General features: G+C 48.3%; 17 protein-coding genes and 1 riboswitch. Of the genes, 8 read left to right on the forward strand and 9 right to left on the reverse strand.

Annotated features, from left to right (window positions below; genetic code table 11):
* Positions 1-182: 182 nt before the first annotated feature.
* A complete protein-coding gene (locus ACXAH1_RS14225; RefSeq protein ID WP_475197550.1) occupies positions 183-1,661 on the forward strand; it encodes a NarK family nitrate/nitrite MFS transporter in 1,479 nt (492 codons plus the stop codon).
* Between the two features lie 65 nt (positions 1,662-1,726).
* On the opposite strand, the gene mog is transcribed toward ACXAH1_RS14225, so the two are convergent.
* A complete protein-coding gene (gene mog / locus ACXAH1_RS14230) occupies positions 1,727-2,254 on the reverse strand; it encodes a molybdopterin adenylyltransferase (RefSeq protein WP_475197551.1) in 528 nt (175 codons plus the stop codon).
* Positions 2,255-2,497: 243 nt separating this feature from the next.
* Between mog and nrdG the strand changes: the two genes are divergently transcribed.
* Both nrdG and nrdD read left to right on the forward strand, forming a co-directional pair.
* Positions 2,498-2,947, forward strand: a complete 450-nt coding sequence (gene nrdG, locus ACXAH1_RS14235) for an anaerobic ribonucleoside-triphosphate reductase activating protein (RefSeq protein ID WP_475197552.1) — start codon at positions 2,498-2,500, stop codon at positions 2,945-2,947.
* A 3-nt stretch (positions 2,948-2,950) separates the two neighbouring features.
* On the forward strand, positions 2,951-4,762 hold the full coding sequence (nrdD, locus tag ACXAH1_RS14240; RefSeq protein ID WP_475197553.1) for an anaerobic ribonucleoside-triphosphate reductase: 1,812 nt from the start codon (positions 2,951-2,953) through the stop codon (positions 4,760-4,762).
* Positions 4,763-4,831: 69 nt separating this feature from the next.
* On the opposite strand, the gene ACXAH1_RS14245 is transcribed toward nrdD, so the two are convergent.
* The 5 genes from ACXAH1_RS14245 to ACXAH1_RS14265 all read right to left on the reverse strand — a co-directional run bounded on the left by ACXAH1_RS14245 (position 4,832) and on the right by ACXAH1_RS14265 (position 11,080).
* Positions 4,832-5,491: a hemerythrin domain-containing protein gene (locus ACXAH1_RS14245; protein ID WP_475197554.1), complete on the reverse strand. Its 660-nt coding sequence runs from the start codon at positions 5,489-5,491 to the stop codon at positions 4,832-4,834.
* A 309-nt stretch (positions 5,492-5,800) separates the two neighbouring features.
* Complete coding sequence (locus tag ACXAH1_RS14250; protein WP_475197555.1) at positions 5,801-6,382, reverse strand: DUF4136 domain-containing protein; 582 nt, start codon at positions 6,380-6,382, stop codon at positions 5,801-5,803.
* A gap of 107 nt (positions 6,383-6,489) precedes the next feature.
* Positions 6,490-9,267 (reverse strand): ATPase, encoded by a 2,778-nt coding sequence (locus ACXAH1_RS14255; protein WP_475197556.1) that lies wholly within the window; start codon positions 9,265-9,267, stop codon positions 6,490-6,492.
* Positions 9,264-9,815, reverse strand: coding sequence for a condensin complex protein MksE (locus tag ACXAH1_RS14260; RefSeq protein ID WP_054016843.1), 552 nt, complete (start codon positions 9,813-9,815; stop codon positions 9,264-9,266). The genes ACXAH1_RS14255 and ACXAH1_RS14260 overlap by 4 nt, the downstream gene beginning before the upstream one ends.
* Positions 9,816-9,823: 8 nt before the next feature.
* Entirely contained in the window at positions 9,824-11,080 is a 1,257-nt protein-coding gene (locus ACXAH1_RS14265) for a hypothetical protein (RefSeq protein WP_475197558.1), read from the reverse strand.
* 157 nt (positions 11,081-11,237) lie between these two features.
* Between ACXAH1_RS14265 and nhaD the strand changes: the two genes are divergently transcribed.
* The 4 genes from nhaD to ACXAH1_RS14285 all read left to right on the forward strand — a co-directional run bounded on the left by nhaD (position 11,238) and on the right by ACXAH1_RS14285 (position 16,339).
* Positions 11,238-12,485 (forward strand): sodium:proton antiporter NhaD, encoded by a 1,248-nt coding sequence (nhaD, locus tag ACXAH1_RS14270; RefSeq protein WP_475197559.1) that lies wholly within the window; start codon positions 11,238-11,240, stop codon positions 12,483-12,485.
* A 117-nt stretch (positions 12,486-12,602) separates the two neighbouring features.
* Positions 12,603-12,776: riboswitch (Lysine riboswitch) on the forward strand.
* Positions 12,777-12,860: 84 nt separating this feature from the next.
* Positions 12,861-14,207: a lysine-sensitive aspartokinase 3 gene (gene lysC / locus ACXAH1_RS14275; RefSeq protein ID WP_475197560.1), complete on the forward strand. Its 1,347-nt coding sequence runs from the start codon at positions 12,861-12,863 to the stop codon at positions 14,205-14,207.
* A gap of 90 nt (positions 14,208-14,297) precedes the next feature.
* Complete coding sequence (locus tag ACXAH1_RS14280; RefSeq protein WP_475197561.1) at positions 14,298-14,828, forward strand: DUF924 family protein; 531 nt, start codon at positions 14,298-14,300, stop codon at positions 14,826-14,828.
* A gap of 185 nt (positions 14,829-15,013) precedes the next feature.
* On the forward strand, positions 15,014-16,339 hold the full coding sequence (locus ACXAH1_RS14285; protein ID WP_475197562.1) for a sodium-dependent transporter: 1,326 nt from the start codon (positions 15,014-15,016) through the stop codon (positions 16,337-16,339).
* Between the two features lie 56 nt (positions 16,340-16,395).
* Here the strand turns inward: ACXAH1_RS14285 and ACXAH1_RS14290 are convergent, their stop codons facing one another.
* Together ACXAH1_RS14290 and ACXAH1_RS14295 are read right to left on the reverse strand one after the other, a co-directional pair.
* On the reverse strand, positions 16,396-17,373 hold the full coding sequence (locus tag ACXAH1_RS14290; protein WP_475197563.1) for a 2-hydroxyacid dehydrogenase: 978 nt from the start codon (positions 17,371-17,373) through the stop codon (positions 16,396-16,398).
* Positions 17,339-17,854, reverse strand: coding sequence for a glutathione peroxidase (locus ACXAH1_RS14295; protein ID WP_138546785.1), 516 nt, complete (start codon positions 17,852-17,854; stop codon positions 17,339-17,341). The genes ACXAH1_RS14290 and ACXAH1_RS14295 overlap by 35 nt, the downstream gene beginning before the upstream one ends.
* Before the next feature lie 132 nt (positions 17,855-17,986).
* Between ACXAH1_RS14295 and ACXAH1_RS14300 the strand changes: the two genes are divergently transcribed.
* Positions 17,987-18,871 (forward strand): NAD(P)-dependent oxidoreductase, encoded by an 885-nt coding sequence (locus ACXAH1_RS14300; RefSeq protein WP_475197564.1) that lies wholly within the window; start codon positions 17,987-17,989, stop codon positions 18,869-18,871.
* Positions 18,872-18,938: 67 nt separating this feature from the next.
* On the opposite strand, the gene ACXAH1_RS14305 is transcribed toward ACXAH1_RS14300, so the two are convergent.
* A complete protein-coding gene (locus ACXAH1_RS14305; RefSeq protein ID WP_253046279.1) occupies positions 18,939-20,285 on the reverse strand; it encodes a dicarboxylate/amino acid:cation symporter in 1,347 nt (448 codons plus the stop codon).
* Positions 20,286-20,360: the final 75 nt, after the last annotated feature.

Genomic DNA, 20,360 nt, shown 5'->3' on the forward strand with positions numbered 1-20,360 from the left:
GTATATATCTTAATAGGTAGTCAGCTGCGTATTTCCGCATGCTGCCACTTTATGACCAAAAATCCAAATAGGTAGGGGCGTTATTACGCGCATTTTACGGCCGGGAATTACTTGATTTACGTCAATTATTTTTGTGCAGATCGAGCCAGAATGGCTTGGAATCTACCGTATTGGAGAGAATTATGGCCAGTGAAAAATTTAATGTGTTTTCCATGAAGGGGAAAATGAAAGTTCTGCACTTAAGCTGGATTGCATTTTTTATTACCTTCTTAGTGTGGTTTAACTTTGCCCCTCTGTTGCAGGCCGTAAAGACGACCCTTGGACTCACTACCGAACAAATCAAGACACTTCTGATACTCAACGTTGCGTTAACTATCCCTGCGCGCGTTATTATTGGCATGCTCACGGACAAATACGGCCCGCGCATTGTCTACTCCAGCCTGCTTGTATTATGCTCTGTACCCTGTTTTATGTTTGCCTTTGCCGATAGCTTTTTACAGGCAGCGATTGCCCGTTTCTTGCTGGGCTTTATTGGTGCCGGTTTTGTGATTGGTATCCGCATGGTTTCTGAGTGGTTCCCACACAACGAACTAGGCACCGCTGAGGGCATTTACGGCGGCTGGGGTAACTTTGGTTCTGCGGCAGCAGCTTTTACTCTGCCAACGGTGGCATTGCTCTTTGGTGGTGACGATGGCTGGCGTTATGCCATTGGAATAACCGGGGTGATGAGCCTGGTTTATGGTTTTATTTACTACGCCAGTGTGACCAATACACCAAAAGGCTCGACCTATTTTCGGCCTAAAAACCTGGGGGCGATGGAAGTCACGTCTAAGGGCGATTTCTTTTTACTCTTGCTAATGAAAATACCTATGTATGCAGCCCTTGCACTGTTGGCCTGGAAACTGTCTCCCAATGGCGTAAACATGCTGGATGCAACTGTCGTAAATGCGACCTATGTTGCGTTGTGCCTGCTGTATCTGTTTGAAGTGAAAAAGGTGTGGTCGGTCAACAAAGGCGTATTTGAAAAAGAAGTCCCCGAGTTACACCGTTATAGCTTTAAGCAGGTCGCGGTACTGGATATTTTGTATTTTACCAATTTCGGCTCTGAGCTTGCTGTTGTGTCTATGTTGCCGCTGTTCTTTGCTGAGACCTTCTCGCTGGACCCGGTCATGGCCGGTATGGTGGCAGGTGCCTATGCATTTATGAACCTAATGTCTCGCCCCGCAGGTGGCTGGATCTCAGATAAATTTGGCCGTAAAACAACCTTGCTGATTTTAACCGCTGGCCTGGCAATGGGATATTTCTTAATGGGCATGGTGGATGCGCAATGGCCGTTATGGCTGGCAGTTGCCACAGCAATGGCGTGTTCTTTCTTTGTTCAGTCTGGCGAAGGCGCTGTGTTTGCAGTGGTACCGCTGATCAAACGTCGCCTAACCGGTCAGATCGCGGGTATGACAGGAGCTTATGGTAATGTGGGCGCGGTGACCTTTCTGACCGTTCTGTCTTTTGTTGACTATGCCACCTTCTTCTACGTTATTGCAGGTACCGCCATGATTGGATTTGTAACCTTGTTTTTTATGGATGAACCCAGAGGACAAATTGCAGAAGTGCGTGAAGACGGTACCGTTGAACTGATCGATGTATCACACAAAAAAGTTTAGCAATCTCCAGAACCAAAAAGCCAGTGCAAATGCACTGGCTTTTTTATGGGTAATGATTATACAGATTAAGATTCTGGCCTGAATACCTGGATCACAGCATCATCGCATGTCAGGTAAGGGCCTTCCAGCAGGTCAATACAGTAGGGCACAGCCGGGAATACCGCATCCAGACACTGTTTGATGGCCTTTGGTTTGCCCGGCAAGTTGATGATCAGTGCCTGATTGCGAATGCCGGCAGTCTGGCGGGATAAAATCGCGGTCGGAACATATTTTAAACTTTCCTGGCGCATCAGTTCGCCAAAGCCGGGCATCATCTTATCACAGACCGCTTCTGTTGCTTCGGGTGTGACGTCGCGTTTTGCCGGGCCTGTACCGCCGGTGGTGATGATTAATGCACAGCCTTCGTCATCGCTCAGTTTACGCAAAGCCTGCTCAATCAGTGGTTGTTCGTCTTCAACAAGAATACGCACAGCCTGCCACGGCGAAGAAAGATAGGCCGTGAGTGTGTCAATAATAGCGGGTCCGGAGAGATCCTCATACTGACCTCTGCTCGCACGGTCGCTTACCGTTAAAATACCAATTTTAGCTGTCATAGCCGCCCTTTAACATTCGTAAAAAAGCCAGTCTAGCAAAGAATATACAGTATGAAACTCCTCCAAAGTAGGTAGAAGCACCCACACAGTACACCCTTGCGCATGCACCTTTTTTGTTACCACTAAAGTGTCTTTTTTAACCGTGAGTAAGCTTGATTCAGATCAAGCGGGAGACTGGTCGGAATACACTGAAGTGCTATATATTGTGTTTTAAATTTGAAAAATAACTACATATGGTGTTTTGTGAATGTGTTTGAGCCGCAGATCTGTTTTCAGGAAGTGCCCAATGAGATAGCGTTGGGCTTTTTGTGTACCGGGTGCCAGATCGGTTGCCGGGGGTGTCACAGCCCACAGGTGTGGGATGCACAAAACGGCACGCCACTCACGGTTGCACGCTTTACCGGGCTGTTACACAAATACAGTGGGCTTATCACCTGTGTGGTGTTCTTTGGTGGTGAGTGGCAGGCACCGCTGTTGATCAAATTACTGCAACTTGCCAGACACGCTGGCCTGAAAACCTGCCTGTATACCGGGCAGCAGGCAGTGCCTGCGCCATTGCGAGCAGAGCTCACTTACCTGAAAACCGGCCCGTACATCCAGGCTTTAGGTGGCCTGGACAAGCCAAATACAAACCAACGTTTTATCGACGTGGCCTCCGGCCAGATCCTTAATGCACACTTTTCCAGGGAGTAATCTATGTCTGTGCTGACCCAGCATCAACTCGAAGAAAAACGCCGTTTTATAGGCAACTACTGTGCGGCGCACAATGCCGCCGACGGCTCCACCATGGACGCCAACGCCAATGTGACGCTCAAAAACATCGCCACCTTAGAATCTGAACTAATGAAAGACTATTTTATTCAGGTTAACCGGGCGCAGGTGGCGGCAAAAATCAAAGCGCTTTATGGCGATGCACTGGCACAGGAATATCAGCGTCAGATCACCGAACACGAGATCTATGTGCACGATGAAACCAGCCTGAAACCCTATTGCACGTCTGTTACTATGTACCCTTTTTTACTGGACGGGCTGACCCGCCTCGGCGGTGAGTCGAAGGCGCCGCAGCACCTGGAGTCATTCTGCGGTAGCTTTGTCAATCTGGTGTTTGCCATCAGTGCGCAATTTGCCGGTGCGGTTGCGACGGTCGAATTTTTGATCTACTTCGATTATTTTGCACGTAAAGATTACGGTGACGACTACCTATCAACACATAGCAAAAAGATTGAAAACCACCTGCAGCACGTGGTGTATGCGTTAAATCAGCCCGCCGCCGCACGGGGGTATCAAAGCGTATTTTGGAATATCTCTTTGTATGATCAGCCCTATTTTGAGGCCATGTTTGGTCACTTTGTGTTTCCTGATATGACCTCGCCGTGCTGGTCGTCGGTTAAAGCACTGCAACACTTTTTTCTTGACTGGTTTAACGCCGAGCGCAACAAAGCCATTTTAACATTTCCGGTGGTAACTGCCGCCATGTTGGTAAAAGCGGGCGAGCCAGTGGATACGGGATTTTCCAGTATGTGTGCTAAAAACCTCAGCGAAGGTGGGGCATTCTTTGTGTATCAGTCTGAGCATGCCGACTCGCTGGCGTCCTGCTGCCGGCTTCGTAATGAAATCAGCGATCACGGCTTTTCTTACAGTCTGGGAGCGGGTGGGGTGGCGACAGGCTCGGTGAATGTCATCACACTGAATATGAACCGATTGGTGCAGGACGGTCGGGATCTCGCCACTGAAGTCAAAAAAATACACCAATATCAGATAGCCTACCGCCAGTTGATGGAGGAGTATCAGGCCGCAGGATTGCTACCAGTGTACGATGCAGGCTTTATCTCTTTTGACAAGCAATTCCTGACCATTGGCATTAACGGACTGGTAGAAGCGGCCGAGTATCTCGGCATTGAGGTTGGTACTAATGAGCAGTACAACGCGTGGGTGCAGTCGCAACTCAAAGTGATTTATCAGTTAAACCGGACGGCGTCTGAAGAAACCGGGTATTTGTTCAATACCGAATTTGTACCCGCCGAAAACCTGGGCGTGAAGAATGCAAAATGGGATGCAAAAGATGGCTATGTTGTGCCGCGAGACTGCTACAACAGCTATTTTTACCGGGTAGAAGACGACACCCTCAATCATCTGGACAAGTTTATTTTGCACGGTAAGGCGCTGACCCAGTATCTGGATGGTGGCTCAGCATTGCATCTGAATCTACAAGAGCATTTAGACGAGCAGCAATACCTGCACCTGTTCGGGGTAGCCGCCAAAACCGGCTGCAACTATTTTTGTATTAATGTTAAAACCACCATCTGCAATGTCTGCGGACATATTGAAAAATCGACCCGAATGCACTGCACTGCCTGTGGTTCCATTGATGTTGATTTTGCTACCCGTGTGATAGGGTACTTAAAGCGTATTTCGGCTTTCAGCCAAGGCCGCAGAGTAGAGCATGAGTTCAGACATTATCATAGGCAACAGATTAAACGGCAACACAGTACAAGCAACGCCAGATAGCCAGTGAAAATAAAAAGAGCAGGCCGCAGGTAAACTTCGGCCTTTGTGCTGGAACGACTTTATGCGCGCTTAACTGGGTGGTTGAAACAAAATATCGTTCTCGAGGTGGATATGTGCTTTCAAATCAAAATAGAGAGCCTGTAAATCAGTATACAGTTTAGCCCAGCTGTTGCTGGCATCGGCAGGTGGTGCAAATTCATTAGTTAATTCCCTGAGGTATTCCAGCGATTTGGCATGATCAACATGCTCGGCTTCCATGACTGAGATAGGCCCACTCGGATAGATCCCTTTTTCCATCATTGGAAACAGGATCACTTCTTCTTTCATCATATGTTCTTCAAGATCAAACTGCATCCGAGTTAGCTGGGCTTCTAATTCGTGCGGAAAATTGGCGTGGTGGTCATGAGCTGTCGCCACTTTTTGCGTAAGCCGGATAGCGTCTGAGAATTGAACACGGTGCTTTTCGTGATAATTCTCAATAATATGGGCTATCAGCTCGTTGGCACTGACTTGTCGCCATCGCTCATAGCCACTGTCAGGGCCGGTACGCAAAAGAAACTCCAGCCGTTCAGTGACTTCGAACAACTTCAGTTTGCCGTTTAAGACGGCATCCTGCAGAGGTTGTTTTTTTTCCGTCCTATAATTAATTTGATAAGTCTCAAATAGCTCTGATGCGCCAGGTACGTTAACAGCGAGATCCTGAACTGAACGTTGTACTAGATTCATCATCTGCTCCTTTTTCAGAATTGTAGTGTGATTCTAGAGCAATCTGCGGTATTTGATATTCCCATTAAGGGGTAGGTGTAAATTGAATTGACAGAATCATTTATCCTGGTGCAACCTCCAGAATCGCTGATTTTGATGTCGCTTTTGTAAAAAGTAAAAAACGTACACACTTTTATTTGGTATGTACGTTTCATCAGCAAGTTTAAAACCTTGTATATATTGAACAGTATCTCAACCGTGAAAAGACGAGCTATATTACTGCAAACACTTAAAGAGCAGAGGTATTACCCGCCATTTTCATGTCACACACGTCTAATGCTGCACTTTAGGCGGGAAGTTCGCCAGGATCTCGGCAATGGTTTTATTAATAGACTCGGTTCGTTGCTCTGGTGTTTGCTTGGCGCGCAAACGGCTTTCTTTTGCACCGCGCCAGACTAACTGATTAGAAGTACGATCAATGATGTCAACCACCAGGGTGCCGACTTTATATTCCCGAGTGGTCGTGTGGTGATCAACACCCCAGCCCCAGTAGCTCCAACGTGCGCCATAACTGACCTTAAAGGTGTCTACTTCCAGCTTTTTATCCACTGCTACGTGGTAGTTGATTAGTATATCGGCAGCAGGTGCATCCACCAGCCTGAAGCCCTGTTTTGCCATTTGCTCGGTGATGGCGTTACGAATGCGCTTTTCCATCAGCCCGTTGATTTGGTAATTTTGCGGACGAGCTTTTAAGCTCGCTTCGGCTGACCAGGCATAGGTTTTATAGTTGGTAAATTCTACCGACTTGTCATAGTCCCAGTCTGGCGTTGTACCACAGGCACTGAGCATCAATAAACCGGCTACAATGGCGAAGGTTTTGGTGCTGGCAAGGTGCTTTTTGAGTTGGTTCAGCATGGCTTACTCCTTAAAAACATAAAATCTAACGCGTACCTTAGTATACGACAGTTAAAACGCTAAGATCATCACAAAAAAAGGGCACTAAAGTGTGCCCTGATTTTATCTTAACTGTGTTCGACTTCGATCCAGTCTTTTTCGTCAACCCAGTTCTGGCTGCCCTGATTGACGCTGCGGATTGGCACCAGATAGTCACAACTTATTTGCGGTTTAACCGACGCGAAAATTGGCACAAAGCCAAAGCTGAGGGCGGTTTCGATGATCGCCTTCTGGTTTTGCGGGTCAATGTCGGCCGCTTCATCAATGTAAATCGGAATACGATACATCGCCTGCTCCTGATCGGAAAGCAGGTAGCGAATAAACAACATACCACACAACAACTTTATGGTGATCCGTGTACCATTCGAACCGGCAGAGTCAATTTTATCAAAGTGCTCGGTATCGCCTGCGCGATTGACTACCTCAAAGCGGATATCAAACAGATCGGTCAGTGTCAGGCCTGCTTTGTCACTGGCCAACTTGATAATGTGATCTTTCGCCTTGTTAACGGCATTACTGTCGGCTGGCTGCTCGCTTAGTAAGTCAAAGCTCTCGCCTTGCTCGTACAAGTCGGAGGTTGCGATAATGGTATCGATACTCTCTACCAGCATTTTTCTTGGGATCACATTGATCTTAAACGCCTTAAGGTTCGAGATACGGTGCTGACTAATGCCCTTATTAAAACTGTTCATTTCCCGGCGCAGGCGATCTAAGTCTTCACGCAGGCCCTTAATGGTCGCTGCAACTTCAGTCAGGGCTACGCGGGCCTGACGCTCTACCGCATCGCGCTCATTGTCTATGTTGTGATAGGCGCTGATCAGCTTGGCGTATTTTGTCGCGTCGTCTGTTTCGTTGTCGAACTTGGTAATGCCGGCATTGTATATGTGCAAATAAGTATTGCGCACATTGACATCCAGGTTACGCAGTTCCTGACAGTCTTTGTTGAACTGGTGGATCACTTCCGCCAGGTTGTCAAAGTCCAGATTGATCTCGACCGGGTAGGGGGTTTGCTTACCGCTATATAAATCCAGCGTATGATCAATGCGCTCCGACTTCACTTGCTTGAGGCGATCGGCCTGACGCAGGATCAAATCTTGTTTGCTTTTGATAATAGAGCGGCGATCGGAAATGGAGCCTGCATTGCGCTGTACATCTTGCAGATAGTCGTCGACCTGCTCACGTTCGGCCTGCAGCTGATCTTGCAATGCCTGTTGTGCTTCTGCCGACTGCGCCATGGTCTGGAATTGCTCAAAGCGCTTCAGTGCCGCTTCGGTGGCCATCAGTTCATCGTACAGTGCATCACGCTCTTGCTGTTTTTCGGCCACATTGGCAGACACTTCGCGCTGTTGCTTCAGCTCCAGTAACGATTGCTGCAGAGCGTCTAACTTTGCCTGCAACTGGGCTTTGTTTTCGCCGCTTTGCATTTGTACTGGTGCCAGCTTTTTCAGCTTGATGGTGGCACCGGGTAGTTTAAGTTCGCCGCCTTTGACCGCCGCAGACAGCTGGGCCAGGAAATCACCGAAGGCATCGTCGTCACTGATCTCAACTTCGCCCTTACCTGTGGTAGCAAAAGACAAAATATCCGGGTTAAGAATACGAGAGATCTCTTCGACTTCTTTGAGTGACAGGTCTTCACGCATTCGGGTAAAGAGGTTGAACTCCAGATTTTTCATCTGCAGTTTCAGGCTCTTAACCTGCTTTTGTGTTTCGCCAATCCGATAGTCGAGAGTGTGCAGGCTCTGGCCCTGAGCACTGTTAATCGAGAACGACAGCTGTTCGTACTCTTTTTTCAGCAGTGTCAGGTTGGTTTTCAGCGTGGCATGATTGGTCAGCTCAAATTCGGATTTGAGTGCGTGATAGTCGGTAAACCATTGTTCAATCTGAGTTTGCTTACGTTCAATATCGCGAGACTGCTGCACATACAGCTGTTGCTTTTCTTCAAAATCGCGCTTTTCCTGCTCGATGTTTTCAAGCTGATCATTGAGCTCGCCAATTTGGCTCTGCTGATACTCATCAAACTCGACAATGGCTTTGTCAAGCTTAGGTGCATAGGCGGCAAGCTTGCCCTTGAGCGTCGCTTCGCCTTCGATCATTTGTTCCAGTGCAGCAATGGGTTCCTGCATAGACTCCAGTGCGTTCAGCTCACGGCGAGATCGGTTTACTTTATCAAACGCACGACGCCATACTTCATAGAAATCGACTTTGGAGTTAGACATATGACGTTCAAACACCTTGAGCATAAAGCGTTTTACATCATGGGCACCCAGTTTGTGCAGGTTCAGGATACGGCGGAAGATCTCTTTATATACTGCGGCATCCTGAACATTATTCAGCGGGATCATCTTGAGGTTGATGTCACCATCGTATGGCGTTGCTCCACCTGTCAATAATGCATTCAGCTCGGCCGCTTTTAACTCAACCGGGCTAAAACCTTTTTCCTGCAAGTGATTGAACAGTTTGGTGTACTTTATGATGCTTTTACCCTGGGTAAAGTCATCCAGGTTTAGCTTGCCGTTATAGCAAAAGAACTGGTGGGCATAGCCGGCAATTTTACCCAGGCCCGCGACGCCTATCACCACGTCGCCATGGGGCAGGTTGGCTTCAAGCAGGATATAAGACTGATCGCTCGAAAAGTAGAACTTGCGGGTTTCTTCTAGATCGTGACCATCCCATTCGGTCAGGCGTAAATCGTTGATCAGCGGAAACTGCAAGGCATTGATAACCGAACTTTTACCTGTGTTGTTCGGGGCACAGATAGATGCACTTTTATCGAGTGGGATCACACACTTGGCATAACCTGCGGTGTTGAGCAGGGCGAGTTTACTGAGACCATACAGCTTGTTCATACTTCATCCTCAAGTGTGTCGTAATTGTCTTCGTTCACTTCCATCAGCGCATCGATATAACGATAAACCGGCGCAAGCAGAGAAAAGCCTTGCTCTACTTCGCGGGCCAGTCCCAGGCGCACCATGCGCAGGCACACGTCTTTACGTAGATCTGAGCCTGAGAAAATCTCCAGCTGATCAAACAGGTGCTTGTTAAGCTGTACCAGAGTCTGCATCAGCTCCAGGTCTAATACTTCGTCAAACAGGGCGCGCAAAGGATCTTTACCCTGGTTGGCGAAATGCTCGATCAAGATAAATACGGTCAGCGCGATGGCCCGGGAGATCTTACCCATGTTGGGGGTGCTTTCGTCGCTGGCCAGATAATAAAAGCCACGACTATCGTGTTGCAGGTCGTGGCCAAGCGCGCTGAACAGCGCCTGGTAAGACTCAATGTGCTGGTCCAGTTCCTGCCACTGTGTGGTGTCCTGTTCGCTGATGTGGTAGCCACTGACCAATTTCTTATTGATCGCCTGTAACTGGCTAAGTTCGTCTAGATTAATCTGTGTCATGGTGATTACTAATTGTGGTTATCTGTTTGCTTGTCCGTTGCACTGAACGGATAAAGTCGAATGCGGGTGTTGGCGATTTGCATCGTTTGCTGTTGCTCATCCTGGGCGATGTCCAGTTCAGGGTCGCTGATCAGCTTTTGGTACAGGAACAGCATTTCATCGGCTTCCAGAGCCGGGTATTGTTCGTTCAGGAAGCCAAGCAGGGCGGTGCGCTTTTTGCCAGACCCTTTAAACGATTTACGCACATCCGAATAGTCGGGAATGTTGGGGCTCTGATAAGCTGGCACATCCTGCTGATCGGGTAGCTGATATTCTTCGTGTTCAAACTCGCTGAGGCTGGCCATATAAGCCACCATATGGCGCTGCTGGCCGAGGCTGAAACGCTGAATGTCTGAGACAAAATGCGGCTGTACCGGTGCGAGCATACGATCAACGCCATTTTTACGGATCAGGCCTAATACCTTCGCCGCCTGGCGAGTGATAAGCGTGTTGCGTCTGAGCTCTTCACGCAGTGGCATCAGCATATCGGCACTTTTACCTAAACTTTCACGACCGATCAGATGCATATCGAGGATCCGGGTACGCAGTTGTTCAAGCATACGTTTGTCTTGTGCACCCCGGCCCAGTTGCTCAATTTGCGCAATTTGTTCACTGATCTGATGCTCTATGGTGGTGAAACAGGCCTGAAAGGGGCCATGAATATCCACCATTTCCAGCATCGGCTCGATGTATTCATCAAATGCTTCAATGACCGCGCGATAGCGTTTTTGCAAAGACAGGTTACCCTGATCGGACTTTGCTTGTTCAACCAGGTTCATGATGGCGCTTTCATTATGGTGGTAGAGTTTGACGATTTTACGTACCCGTTCATCCATAATGCGACTGAAACGGCGCAGTTCACTGTGGTCGCCCTCATCACCGGCTTGCGCTAAGCGTTCGCCCAGACGTTGCAGATCTTTGACTAATACTGTGATCTCTTCGGCAAGGCCAAGATGTTCTTCTTGTAACAAAAAGCTGGCAAAGTCGGCCACGGCACGGTTAATTTCGAGCTGTGACGATTTGGCCAGAGGAATAATAATTTCCTGATTGAGCAAGCGATTGGTTTCTTTATAGATGCGTTCACTTGACCAGTTGGGATTTTTTAGTTTGATGATGTTTTGCACATCTTTGAGGCTGAAATCGGCCATCTTAAAGCGTTTAAAAAGCAGCTCCAGGACGCCCCAGTGTTCATTCAGCGTATTTAATACTTTTTTGGCTGGGATCATAGCTTTCCAGTGTGTATCAATTTTGTGACGGTATCAGGTAAGAAAATTGTCATAATGTGTAACTACTCGTGGCACAGAATGCGGCTAAGTGATAGACTCCGCGCCGATTACGTTACCCTTCACAATTTTTACTTTTAATTACAGGTTGTTTACGCGTATGGTCACGCCCATTATCCTAACCCTGATAGCGGTCGCATTTGTGCTTATCGTTATAGAGGATATTATCCATGTAAACAAGGCCAAAACGACCCTTTTTTTTGGCACTTTATGTTGGATTATCCTATTTATCTCTCCGATCCATGGCGAAAGCTCAGAAACTATACAACATCAGCTCGATCACAACATACTTGAAATCGCTACCTTGTGGTTATTCCTGATGGCGGCGATGACTTTTGTTGCCTATCTGAACTCCAAAGGTTTTATTCAAAACATTGTCCATCGGGTGATGCCTACCCAGATCAGTGAACGCAAAATGATGTTCCTGGTGGGTGGATTTGCTTTCTTGTTTTCTTCGATTTCAGACAATATTACCGCAACGCTTATCTCGCTGGCCGTAGTGATGTCGCTGAAACTCGATCCGAAGAAACTTATCAAGTATGCCACATTGATCATCTTTAGTGTTAACTCGGGCGGTGTGTCTTTGATCACCGGTGATGTGACCACACTGATGATTTTTCTGGCTGGTAAGGTGACCATTCCGGACTTACTATTGCTGGTAGTCCCTTCCATTGTCAGCGTACTCTTGCTGGCGACGCTGTTGTCCATGGGCATGAAAGACCAGCTGGTATTTGAAAAGCAAGCGCTACGCAGAATAGAGAAAACGGACATCACGATTGCGGTGATCTTTATGACGACCGTACTCACCACGCTGTTTCTGAGCGTGCAATATCAGGTTCCTCCTATGCTGACTTTCCTGTGTGGCCTGTCGGTGATGTTTTTGATGGCCCAGTTTTTGATGCGCAAGAAAGACGTTAATAAAAAGATCATCGATTATATTCGTGAAATTGAGTACGACACCTTGCTGTTTTTTGTGGGTGTACTTCTGCTGGTTGGGGCGCTAAAAGAGGTGGGTGTCCTGAATATGTTTACTCAATTATATGAATTCATCGACCCTCAGTACGCCAGCTATCTGGTCGGCCTGATGAGTGCCGCGGTTGATAACGTACCACTGACGGCCGCTTTGCTCAAAGCAGACATCGTTATGAGCCCGCAGCAATGGCTGACCTTTACCTATGCGACGGGTGTAGGCGGCTCTATGCTGATCATCGGCTCGGCGGCAGGGATCATAGCAATGAGTAAAGTAAAGGCTCTAACATTTACGAGTTACTTAAGAATGAGCCTGTATTTGTTAATTGCCTACACGGCAGGTTATGCCGGTGCTTTCTTTATGGGGCAATTTATTTAATCTTTGATGACAGGGTCAATTTTATACTTGACACCTAGACGTCTAAAAGATACCTTTTTCAAGCCCGCTCAAAATGCGGGCTTTTATTTTGCCGGGATTCAGTTAAATTCCGGCAAAATAAGCAGAAGAGGCGCGATGCTTAGGTAGCTGATGTGAGGTGACGATAACCCGTGACCATCAGTGAGGGAGGTACTCGCCGAGGAAAACCATGCTACGTCGGCATGATTTTTCGGTCCTGGAGGTTGAATCCTCGGGACTGTCACCGTTTTCAGGTGGAGAGCTTCTGGCAGAGGTCATTTCTTTATGGTTAGTCCATCCTATTGCCAAGTTCTCCTTATTGATGTTGATCGCCGTGTGTGATCCCAAGGAGATAAAATGAATTCCCAGTATGTCGTTGCTAAATTTGGCGGCACCAGTGTTGCAAACTTCGAAGCCATGCAGCGATGCGCCGCAATTATCCATGACAACCCCGATGTTCGTGTGGTCGTCGTCAGTGCCAGCGCTGGTGTGACGAATCACCTGGTGACTCTGACGCAACAAAAAGTCGATGCGGCTGAGCGCGAGGCGCTGTTTCAGTCTGTGATGGAGATCCAGCAGGACATTCTGGCATGTCTGACACTCGATGCAGATCTGGAAGTGGGTTTTAACGAAACAAAGGACGCTTTTTACGCGCTGGCTCAATTACCCGCACTGGACGCACAACAATGTGACGAGATGCTGAGCTTCGGAGAGCGATTTTCTTCTTACCTATTCACTCAGGTACTCAGAAATTTAGGCGTTGCCAGTAGCCGTTTTGATGTACGTCAGGTGCTGAAAACTGACCGCCAGTTTGGTAAAGCCGTACCAGATGTGGCTGCAACGCGTGACGCAGCCTCGGCCCATCTGACGCCGCTACTGGCAGAGCAGGTGGTGGTGACTCAGGGCTTTATTGGTAGTGACAATCAGGGCCAAACCACCACATTAGGGCGGGGCGGCTCGGATTATAGTGCGGCACTACTTGCCGAGGCAATTGAGGCGCAAAGCGTACACATCTGGACTGATGTTGTGGGTATCTTCAGCACCGATCCACGTCTATGTCACAAAGCGCGGCCGATTGCCCGGCTAAGCTTCGATGAAGCCGCTGAAATGGCCACTTTTGGGGCTAAAGTATTGCACCCGGCTACTATCTTGCCGGCCAGTCGCAGTGGCATTTCGGTGTTTGTTGGCTCGAGCAGAGATCCCCATGCCGGTGGCACCTGGATTGAAAAGAATAACCGTTCTGAGCCGGGTATTCGCGCGGTCACACAGCGCAAGAACCAAATCTTGCTGACCCTGAAAAGCCCCGAAATGCTGTTAGCCAGTGGTTTTCTGGCACGCATCTTCACTATTTTAAGTGCACACAATATCTCGGTTGACCTGGTTACTACCTCGGAGATCAGCGTTGCCTTGACGCTCGACAATGCTCCTAACGCCACGCGCCCGGAGCTGGCGCAGGCTTGTCTGGATGAGCTGGGTGAGTTTTGTCAGGTCAGTGTTGAGAACAATCTCACCCTGGTGGCCATGATTGGCTCTGAAATTCAGTTGCGCCATGGCGAAGCAAGCCTGATGCAGGTACTGGCAGATTTTAATATTCGCTTGATCTGCCACGGGGCGAGTCGTCATAACCTGTGCTTCCTGGTTGAACAAACCGAATCGGACGCTGTGGTTCAGGCTATTCACAGCCGTTTACTTGAAGCCGCATAAACCTGGCGTATGCCAAGTCTGACTGGACACATTATCAGGAGCGGGTAATACTCGCTCTGAGACCAAATTTACTTACTCACAGGTGTGTCCATGGAATATCAGGAAATTTATCAGTTCTGGTTTGTTGAATGTCAGGAGCAGGACTGGTGGCAAAAATCGACCCAGTTTGATAACCAAATTACAGCCAGATTTGCACAGTTACACCAGCAGGCCACGGCTGGGGAGCTAGCCGAGTGGCGCAAAACTGCGGTCGGGGCGCTGTGTGAGATCATTGTACTGGATCAGTTTTCCCGCAATATGTTCCGTGATACACCCGCTGCCTTTGCCAGCGACCCATTGGCATTGTGCCTGGCACAACATGCCATTGAAAAGGGCTTTGATCAACAGCTGGAGAAAACCCAGCGTACTTTTATGTATTTGCCTTATATGCACAGCGAAAGCCTTAAAGTACATCAGCAGGCGGATGCTTTGTTTAAACCGCTACCAAATTATGAGTTTGAATTGGCGCACAAAAAGATCATTGAGCAGTTTGGCCGCTACCCCCATCGCAACGCTATTTTAGGGCGGGCATCGAGTGATGAGGAGCTGGCTTTTTTAAAGACGCCCGGCTCGAGCTTTTGAGTATAGTTTGGCAGCCTGTCAAAGCAGTCCATCATGCAGATTTTTGGGTGTGGCACTGCGTCGATTTGCAAGGGTAAGCACCTGACGTTTCAGGTTGTTCCGATTTGCTCTCACTGACACTCGCATTTTGTTTACAAGTGCGTATAATCGCCATTCTACAACAATAATTAACTTGGCATTCGATTATGGCTCAAGTGCGTGAAGGTTTTCAAAGCCGTCTGGGCTTTGTGTTAGCGGCAGCCGGTGCGGCAGTCGGACTTGGTAATATTTGGGGGTTTCCCACTCAGGCAGCGAACCACGGTGGTGGGGCGTTTCTGCTGGTCTATTTTATCGTTATTTTCTTACTGGCATTACCGGCTTTGTACACCGAGTTGTATTTGGGCCATCAGGCACAGGCCAACCCGGTTAAAGCATTGAAACAAGCCTGGCAGGAAAAGCAGCCTAAAATTGGTGCATCTGCGGGTTACATCGGCCTTGCCGGTGCCATTGTGATGCTCAGTTTCTATTCTATTGTAGCCGGCTGGATGTTGGCACATTCGCTCGAGCCGCTTGCACGTTTAGTTGGCTGGAATGAAGCCAGCGCTTTTCTGTCCGGTGATTCGACCTTACGGAATTTTATCTTTACCCCACTGATGCTGTTGCTGACGGCCGGCATTATTTTACAAGGGGTGAAGTCGGGAATTGAAACCTGGTCACGTCGACTTATGCCAGTGCTACTTATGCTGTTGGTGGCGCTGATTGCGTATATGGGGACGTTAGAAGGTGCTGCTGCCGGGTTTAAAGCGTACCTTGTGCCTGATTTTAGCAAAATTGGCGATCCTGAATTGATCATTGCTGCCATGGGTCAGGCGTTTTTCTCATTGTCTCTGGGGGTTGGCTGTATGATGATTTATGGCTCTTACCTGAGACCAAATGAGAACCTACCAAAACTGACCTTTAGCGTTGCGATGTTGGATACCGGTGTGGCGTTTCTGGCAGGGCTTTTGATCATTCCGGCTTTGTTTATTGCCCAGAATAATGGTGTGGAAGTTTTCCAAAATGGCAAACTGGTTGGTGAGGGCAGGCTTATCTTTGCCATTCTGCCTGAGTTGTTTGAAACCATGGGCGAGATAGGTTTGTTCGTCGGACTGACGTTCTTTGTGCTGATGTCGATAGCCTCACTGACATCCACGATTTCATCAACCGAAATCCCGGTGTCGTTCCTGGTTGAAAATCATGGCTTTAAGCGTGGTCAGGCAACCTGGCTGGTGACCTTTGTGCTGTTGATAAGCTCAGGCGCTATTATCCTCAATTTCGACTGGCTGTTTGGCTTGGTGATCCAGATTCTAACTCATTACCAGTTACCACTGATGGGCTTGTTCTATTTTATCACGGTAGGCTGGGTATGGCGTCGTGGTAACCAGCTGGCACTGGAATGCAGTGGCAAGATGTACTGGTTTGCCCAGTATGTACGCTTTGTCTGCCCGGTGTTGATGACAGCCGTTTTTGCTAATGTGGCTTTCTTTAAGTAACAGCAGTAGCCTGAATGCAGAAAGCCTGGCGATGCCAGGCTTTTTGTTGATGTAAATCAAACCTGGTTTTCCAGCGCTTGTCCCGTGCGAATGGCGTTGAGGTTAGTCACTGTGGTATGGGCGATTTCGCTTAAGGCTTCCTTGGTGAAAAAGCCCTGATGACCGGTGATAAGTACGTTCTGGAAGCTTGCCAGTCGCATAAAGACATCGTCCTGTATGACTTCATCGCTGCGGTTTTTAAAGAACAGCTCTGACTCCTGTTCATATACGTCCAGGCCAAGATAGCCGAGCTTTCTGGATTTTAGCGCGCGGATACAGGCTTTGCTATCTACCAGCGCACCGCGGCTGGTGTTGATCAGCATCACGCCTTGCTTCATTTTGTCAAAAGCCGCGTCGTCGATCAGATGGTGGGTGGCTTCGGTCAGTGGGCAGTGCAGGGTGATAATGTCGCTTTGCTCAAGCAGCATATCCAGAGAAACCTGAGTATAAGAGCCTTCTCCAATGTTCGGGTCGTACACCAGCACGTGGGCGCCGAAGCCATTGAGAATAGCAACCAGTGCCTGGCCTATTTTACCACAGCCAATGATACCGACGGTTTTGTTGTGCAGGTTAAAGCCCAGTAAACCGTTGAGATCAAAATTATCTTCTCGTACCCGGTTGTAGGCTTTATGAGTTTTACGGCTCAGTGTCAGCATCAGGGCAATACAATGCTCGGCCACGGCTTCAGGGCTGTAGGCTGGCACACGTACGACTTTAATGCCCAAGGCGTGGGCCGCTTCGATATCGACATTGTTAAAGCCTGCACAACGCAGTGCGACACTCTGAACGCCCAGCTCAGCGAGTTCGGCCAGCACGTTGGCATCAACCTGATCGTTCACAAACACACAAATGGCATCAAACCCTTGCGCCAGTGCAACGGTTTTATCGTTCAGTGCTTGCTCAAAAAACTCAAACTCAATATCAGGAAACTGGGTAAGTGCATGCTCAAAAAATGGCAGCTCATACTTTTGCGAACTGAATAGGGCGACTCTCATTGGACACTTGACTCTCTATAATCGATTTTAAGGTTTCGGGTTTTGTCCTGGGTGCATAACGGGACAATAAAACGCCCTCTGAGTTTACTAAAAACTTAGTAAAATTCCATTTAATCGCGCGGTTTTGCGCTATTCCTCTGGTATTTACCTTGAGGTAATTAAAGAGAGGATGGGCATCTGGGCCATTGACCAGTACTTTTTCTGAGATATGAAAACTGAGATTAAAATGCGACTGATAAAACTCTCTGAGCATTTCGTTTTCCAGCGGTTCATTACGGCCAAATTGATGGCAGGGAAAGGCAATGATTTCGAGTCCCATCGGGTGGTACTTTTTATAGAGCTTTTCCAGTGCACTGAGTTGAGGGGCAAAGCTACACTTGCTGGCGATATTGACAATCAATACGGGTCTGCCTTGCAAGGATCTGAGTGTCAGCGTCTCGCCATTCAGTAGTTTCACGCTGAAACGATATATGTTCTCCATCCTGTCAGGCTCCTTGATGTTTTTTCTTTTTAATCAATTGATTCATAGCTGGTATTTTTCATTTGCCATGCTTAGATGGCTCAGGTATAACAACTCCATCTTTCTAGCTTAACAGCCAAATAGGACAAATTTATGTCAGTCAAAGTCGCATTCATCGGATTGGGGGTGATGGGATACCCCATGGCCGGCCACTTACAACAAGCAGGTCACCAGGTCACTGTATACAACCGCACGACCGCTAAAGCACAGCGCTGGGCCGGGCAGTATCAGGGAACATATGCCCCGACACCTAAGGAGGCCGTAGCTGGTGCAGAATTGGTTTTCATGTGTGTAGGTAATGACGACGATCTCAGATCTGTGGTGTACGGTGAAGAGGGCGTTTTGGCGGGGATGGCTGAAAATACAGTATTGATTGACCATACGACCACGTCTGCAAAAGTAGCGCGTGAGGTTGCCGAGCGTGCAGCTGCTCAAAACGTGGCGTTCCTGGATGCGCCTGTATCGGGTGGTCAGGCTGGCGCAGAAAATGGCGTACTGACGGTCATGGTGGGTGGTGAGCCAGAAGTCTTTGCTCGTGTCCAGCCTGTTATGGCGGCATTTAGCCGTTTTAGCCAGTTATTGGGTGAAGTGGGTTCTGGCCAGCTGTGTAAAATGGTGAATCAAATCTGTATCGCAGGAGTGGTGCAGGGGCTGGCTGAAGGGCTGCACTTTGCCAAACAGGCAGGACTGGATGGTGAAAAAGTGGTAGAGACCATTGCCAAGGGGGCTGCAGGGTCATGGCAGATGGAAAACCGCTATAAAACCATGCTTGCTGGTGAATATGATTTTGGTTTTGCCGTCGACTGGATGCGTAAGGATTTGGGTATTGCACTGGACGAAGCGCGCAGCAATGGGTCTTCACTGTCACTGACCGCTATGGTTGATCAGTATTATGCGGATGTACAGGCGCTGGGGGGCGGTCGCTTCGATACTTCCAGTTTGTTGGCTCGCCTGGATGCAATTCACGACAAAAAATAGTTTATTTATTGGACATTAAAAAAGGCAGGGCGCTCAGGCGACCTGCCTTTTTTGTTTATGTGTTCAGTTAAGCTTTTTTAGACAGCTTTTCCAAATCCATGTTTTCTTCCAGATCTTTGGCGGCATCGGCGTCATTAAACACATCAATATCCAGCTCGCCTTCTGACTTAGCGACCACACAGGTGACCATACAGTCGCCGGTCACATTCACCGCGGTACGAGTCATATCCAGCAGTCGGTCTACGCCCATAATGATGGCAATCCCTTCAACCGGCAGGCCAACCTGGTTCAGAACCATGGCTAACATAATCAGACCAACGCCTGGCACGCCTGCGGTACCAACTGAGGCAAGTGTGGCAGTCAGAATAACCATCAGATAGTCGCTCACAGTTAGATCAACAGCGAATACTTGTGCAATAAACACGGTTGCCACACCCTGCATAATGGCGGTGCCATCCATGTTGATGGTTGCGCCCAGTGGGACTGTGAAAGAGGCCACAGAGTTATGTGCACCAAGTTTTTTCGTCGCGGTTTCTAATGTTACTGGCATAGTAGCACTTGAACTTGAGGTACTGAATGCAAACATACACGCATCTTTCATCTTGGCCAGGAAAGTAAGCGGGCTCAGACCTGTCAGCACTTTAAGCAAAATACTGTAATTAACAAAGGCGTGGATCAGCAAGGCAGCAACCACCACCAGGAAGTACTTACCAAGTTCTACAATCAGGTCCATTTCAATGGTGGTGAACAACTTGGCCATCAGACAGAATACACCGTAAGGGGCCAGGTTCATCAGCAAGGTAACCAGCTTGAGTACCACAGTGTTCAAATCTTCAAACACCTTGGCACAACGTTTACCCGCATCGCCACTCAACGCCATGGCAATACCAAACAGCAGAGCAAAGACAATCACCTGGAGCATCTTACCGCTGGCCATTGCATTGATAGGGTTGGTCGGGAACATGCTAATAATGACCTGTGCCAGCGTAGGTGCTTGCTGTGCATCGAAGGTCGCCGTAGTCGGAATTGCGACGCCTCCACCCGGGCTAACCAGCAGGGCAAGAGAAATAGCCACAGTAATAGCGATGGCAGTGGTAGAGAGGTAAAGCAAAATGGACTTACCACCCAGACGACCCAGCTTCTTAGGATCGCTCAGGCTACAGGTACCGACCACCAGAGAAATAAAGACCAAAGGAACAACCAGCATTTTCAAACTGGCGATAAAAATCTGCCCACCGATGTGGAACAGCCCGTCTACGAAAAAGCCTTTGATTGGCAAATCGAACAGGCCCAGAGGAATCGCAACTTCGGGCTTATCGCCCAGAATGGTTTGTATCAACAGACCCAGAATAACACCCAAAACCATGCCCAGCATGATACGGGTAGTTAGGCTCATTTTTTTGTTTTGTGACATAGCCTTTGACATCGTCCTAACACTTACATTTTACAAAATCGCTATAGCCTAACAGGATAGTTGAATATGAACAGA

It is taken from the genome of Pseudoalteromonas sp. AWH4_217 (genome assembly GCF_056161105.1).

What these genes read in the sequence shown, in the direction of transcription:
- ACXAH1_RS14280 (WP_475197561.1), top strand. Translation starts at nt 14,298, where the DNA reads ATGGAATATCAGGAAATTTATCAGTTCTGGTTTGTTGAATGTCAGGAG.
- ACXAH1_RS14285 (WP_475197562.1), top strand. Translation starts at nt 15,014, where the DNA reads ATGGCTCAAGTGCGTGAAGGTTTTCAAAGCCGTCTGGGCTTTGTGTTA.
- ACXAH1_RS14290 (WP_475197563.1), bottom strand. Translation starts at nt 17,373, where the DNA reads ATGAGAGTCGCCCTATTCAGTTCGCAAAAGTATGAGCTGCCATTTTTT.
- ACXAH1_RS14265 (WP_475197558.1), bottom strand. Translation starts at nt 11,080, where the DNA reads ATGATCCCAGCCAAAAAAGTATTAAATACGCTGAATGAACACTGGGGC.
- nhaD (WP_475197559.1), top strand. Translation starts at nt 11,238, where the DNA reads ATGGTCACGCCCATTATCCTAACCCTGATAGCGGTCGCATTTGTGCTT.
- ACXAH1_RS14295 (WP_138546785.1), bottom strand. Translation starts at nt 17,854, where the DNA reads ATGGAGAACATATATCGTTTCAGCGTGAAACTACTGAATGGCGAGACG.
- ACXAH1_RS14250 (WP_475197555.1), bottom strand. Translation starts at nt 6,382, where the DNA reads ATGCTGAACCAACTCAAAAAGCACCTTGCCAGCACCAAAACCTTCGCC.
- ACXAH1_RS14225 (WP_475197550.1), top strand. Translation starts at nt 183, where the DNA reads ATGGCCAGTGAAAAATTTAATGTGTTTTCCATGAAGGGGAAAATGAAA.
- nrdD (WP_475197553.1), top strand. Translation starts at nt 2,951, where the DNA reads ATGTCTGTGCTGACCCAGCATCAACTCGAAGAAAAACGCCGTTTTATA.
- ACXAH1_RS14300 (WP_475197564.1), top strand. Translation starts at nt 17,987, where the DNA reads ATGTCAGTCAAAGTCGCATTCATCGGATTGGGGGTGATGGGATACCCC.
- mog (WP_475197551.1), bottom strand. Translation starts at nt 2,254, where the DNA reads ATGACAGCTAAAATTGGTATTTTAACGGTAAGCGACCGTGCGAGCAGA.
- ACXAH1_RS14255 (WP_475197556.1), bottom strand. Translation starts at nt 9,267, where the DNA reads ATGAACAAGCTGTATGGTCTCAGTAAACTCGCCCTGCTCAACACCGCA.
- lysC (WP_475197560.1), top strand. Translation starts at nt 12,861, where the DNA reads ATGAATTCCCAGTATGTCGTTGCTAAATTTGGCGGCACCAGTGTTGCA.
- ACXAH1_RS14305 (WP_253046279.1), bottom strand. Translation starts at nt 20,285, where the DNA reads ATGTCACAAAACAAAAAAATGAGCCTAACTACCCGTATCATGCTGGGC.
- ACXAH1_RS14245 (WP_475197554.1), bottom strand. Translation starts at nt 5,491, where the DNA reads ATGATGAATCTAGTACAACGTTCAGTTCAGGATCTCGCTGTTAACGTA.
- ACXAH1_RS14260 (WP_054016843.1), bottom strand. Translation starts at nt 9,815, where the DNA reads ATGACACAGATTAATCTAGACGAACTTAGCCAGTTACAGGCGATCAAT.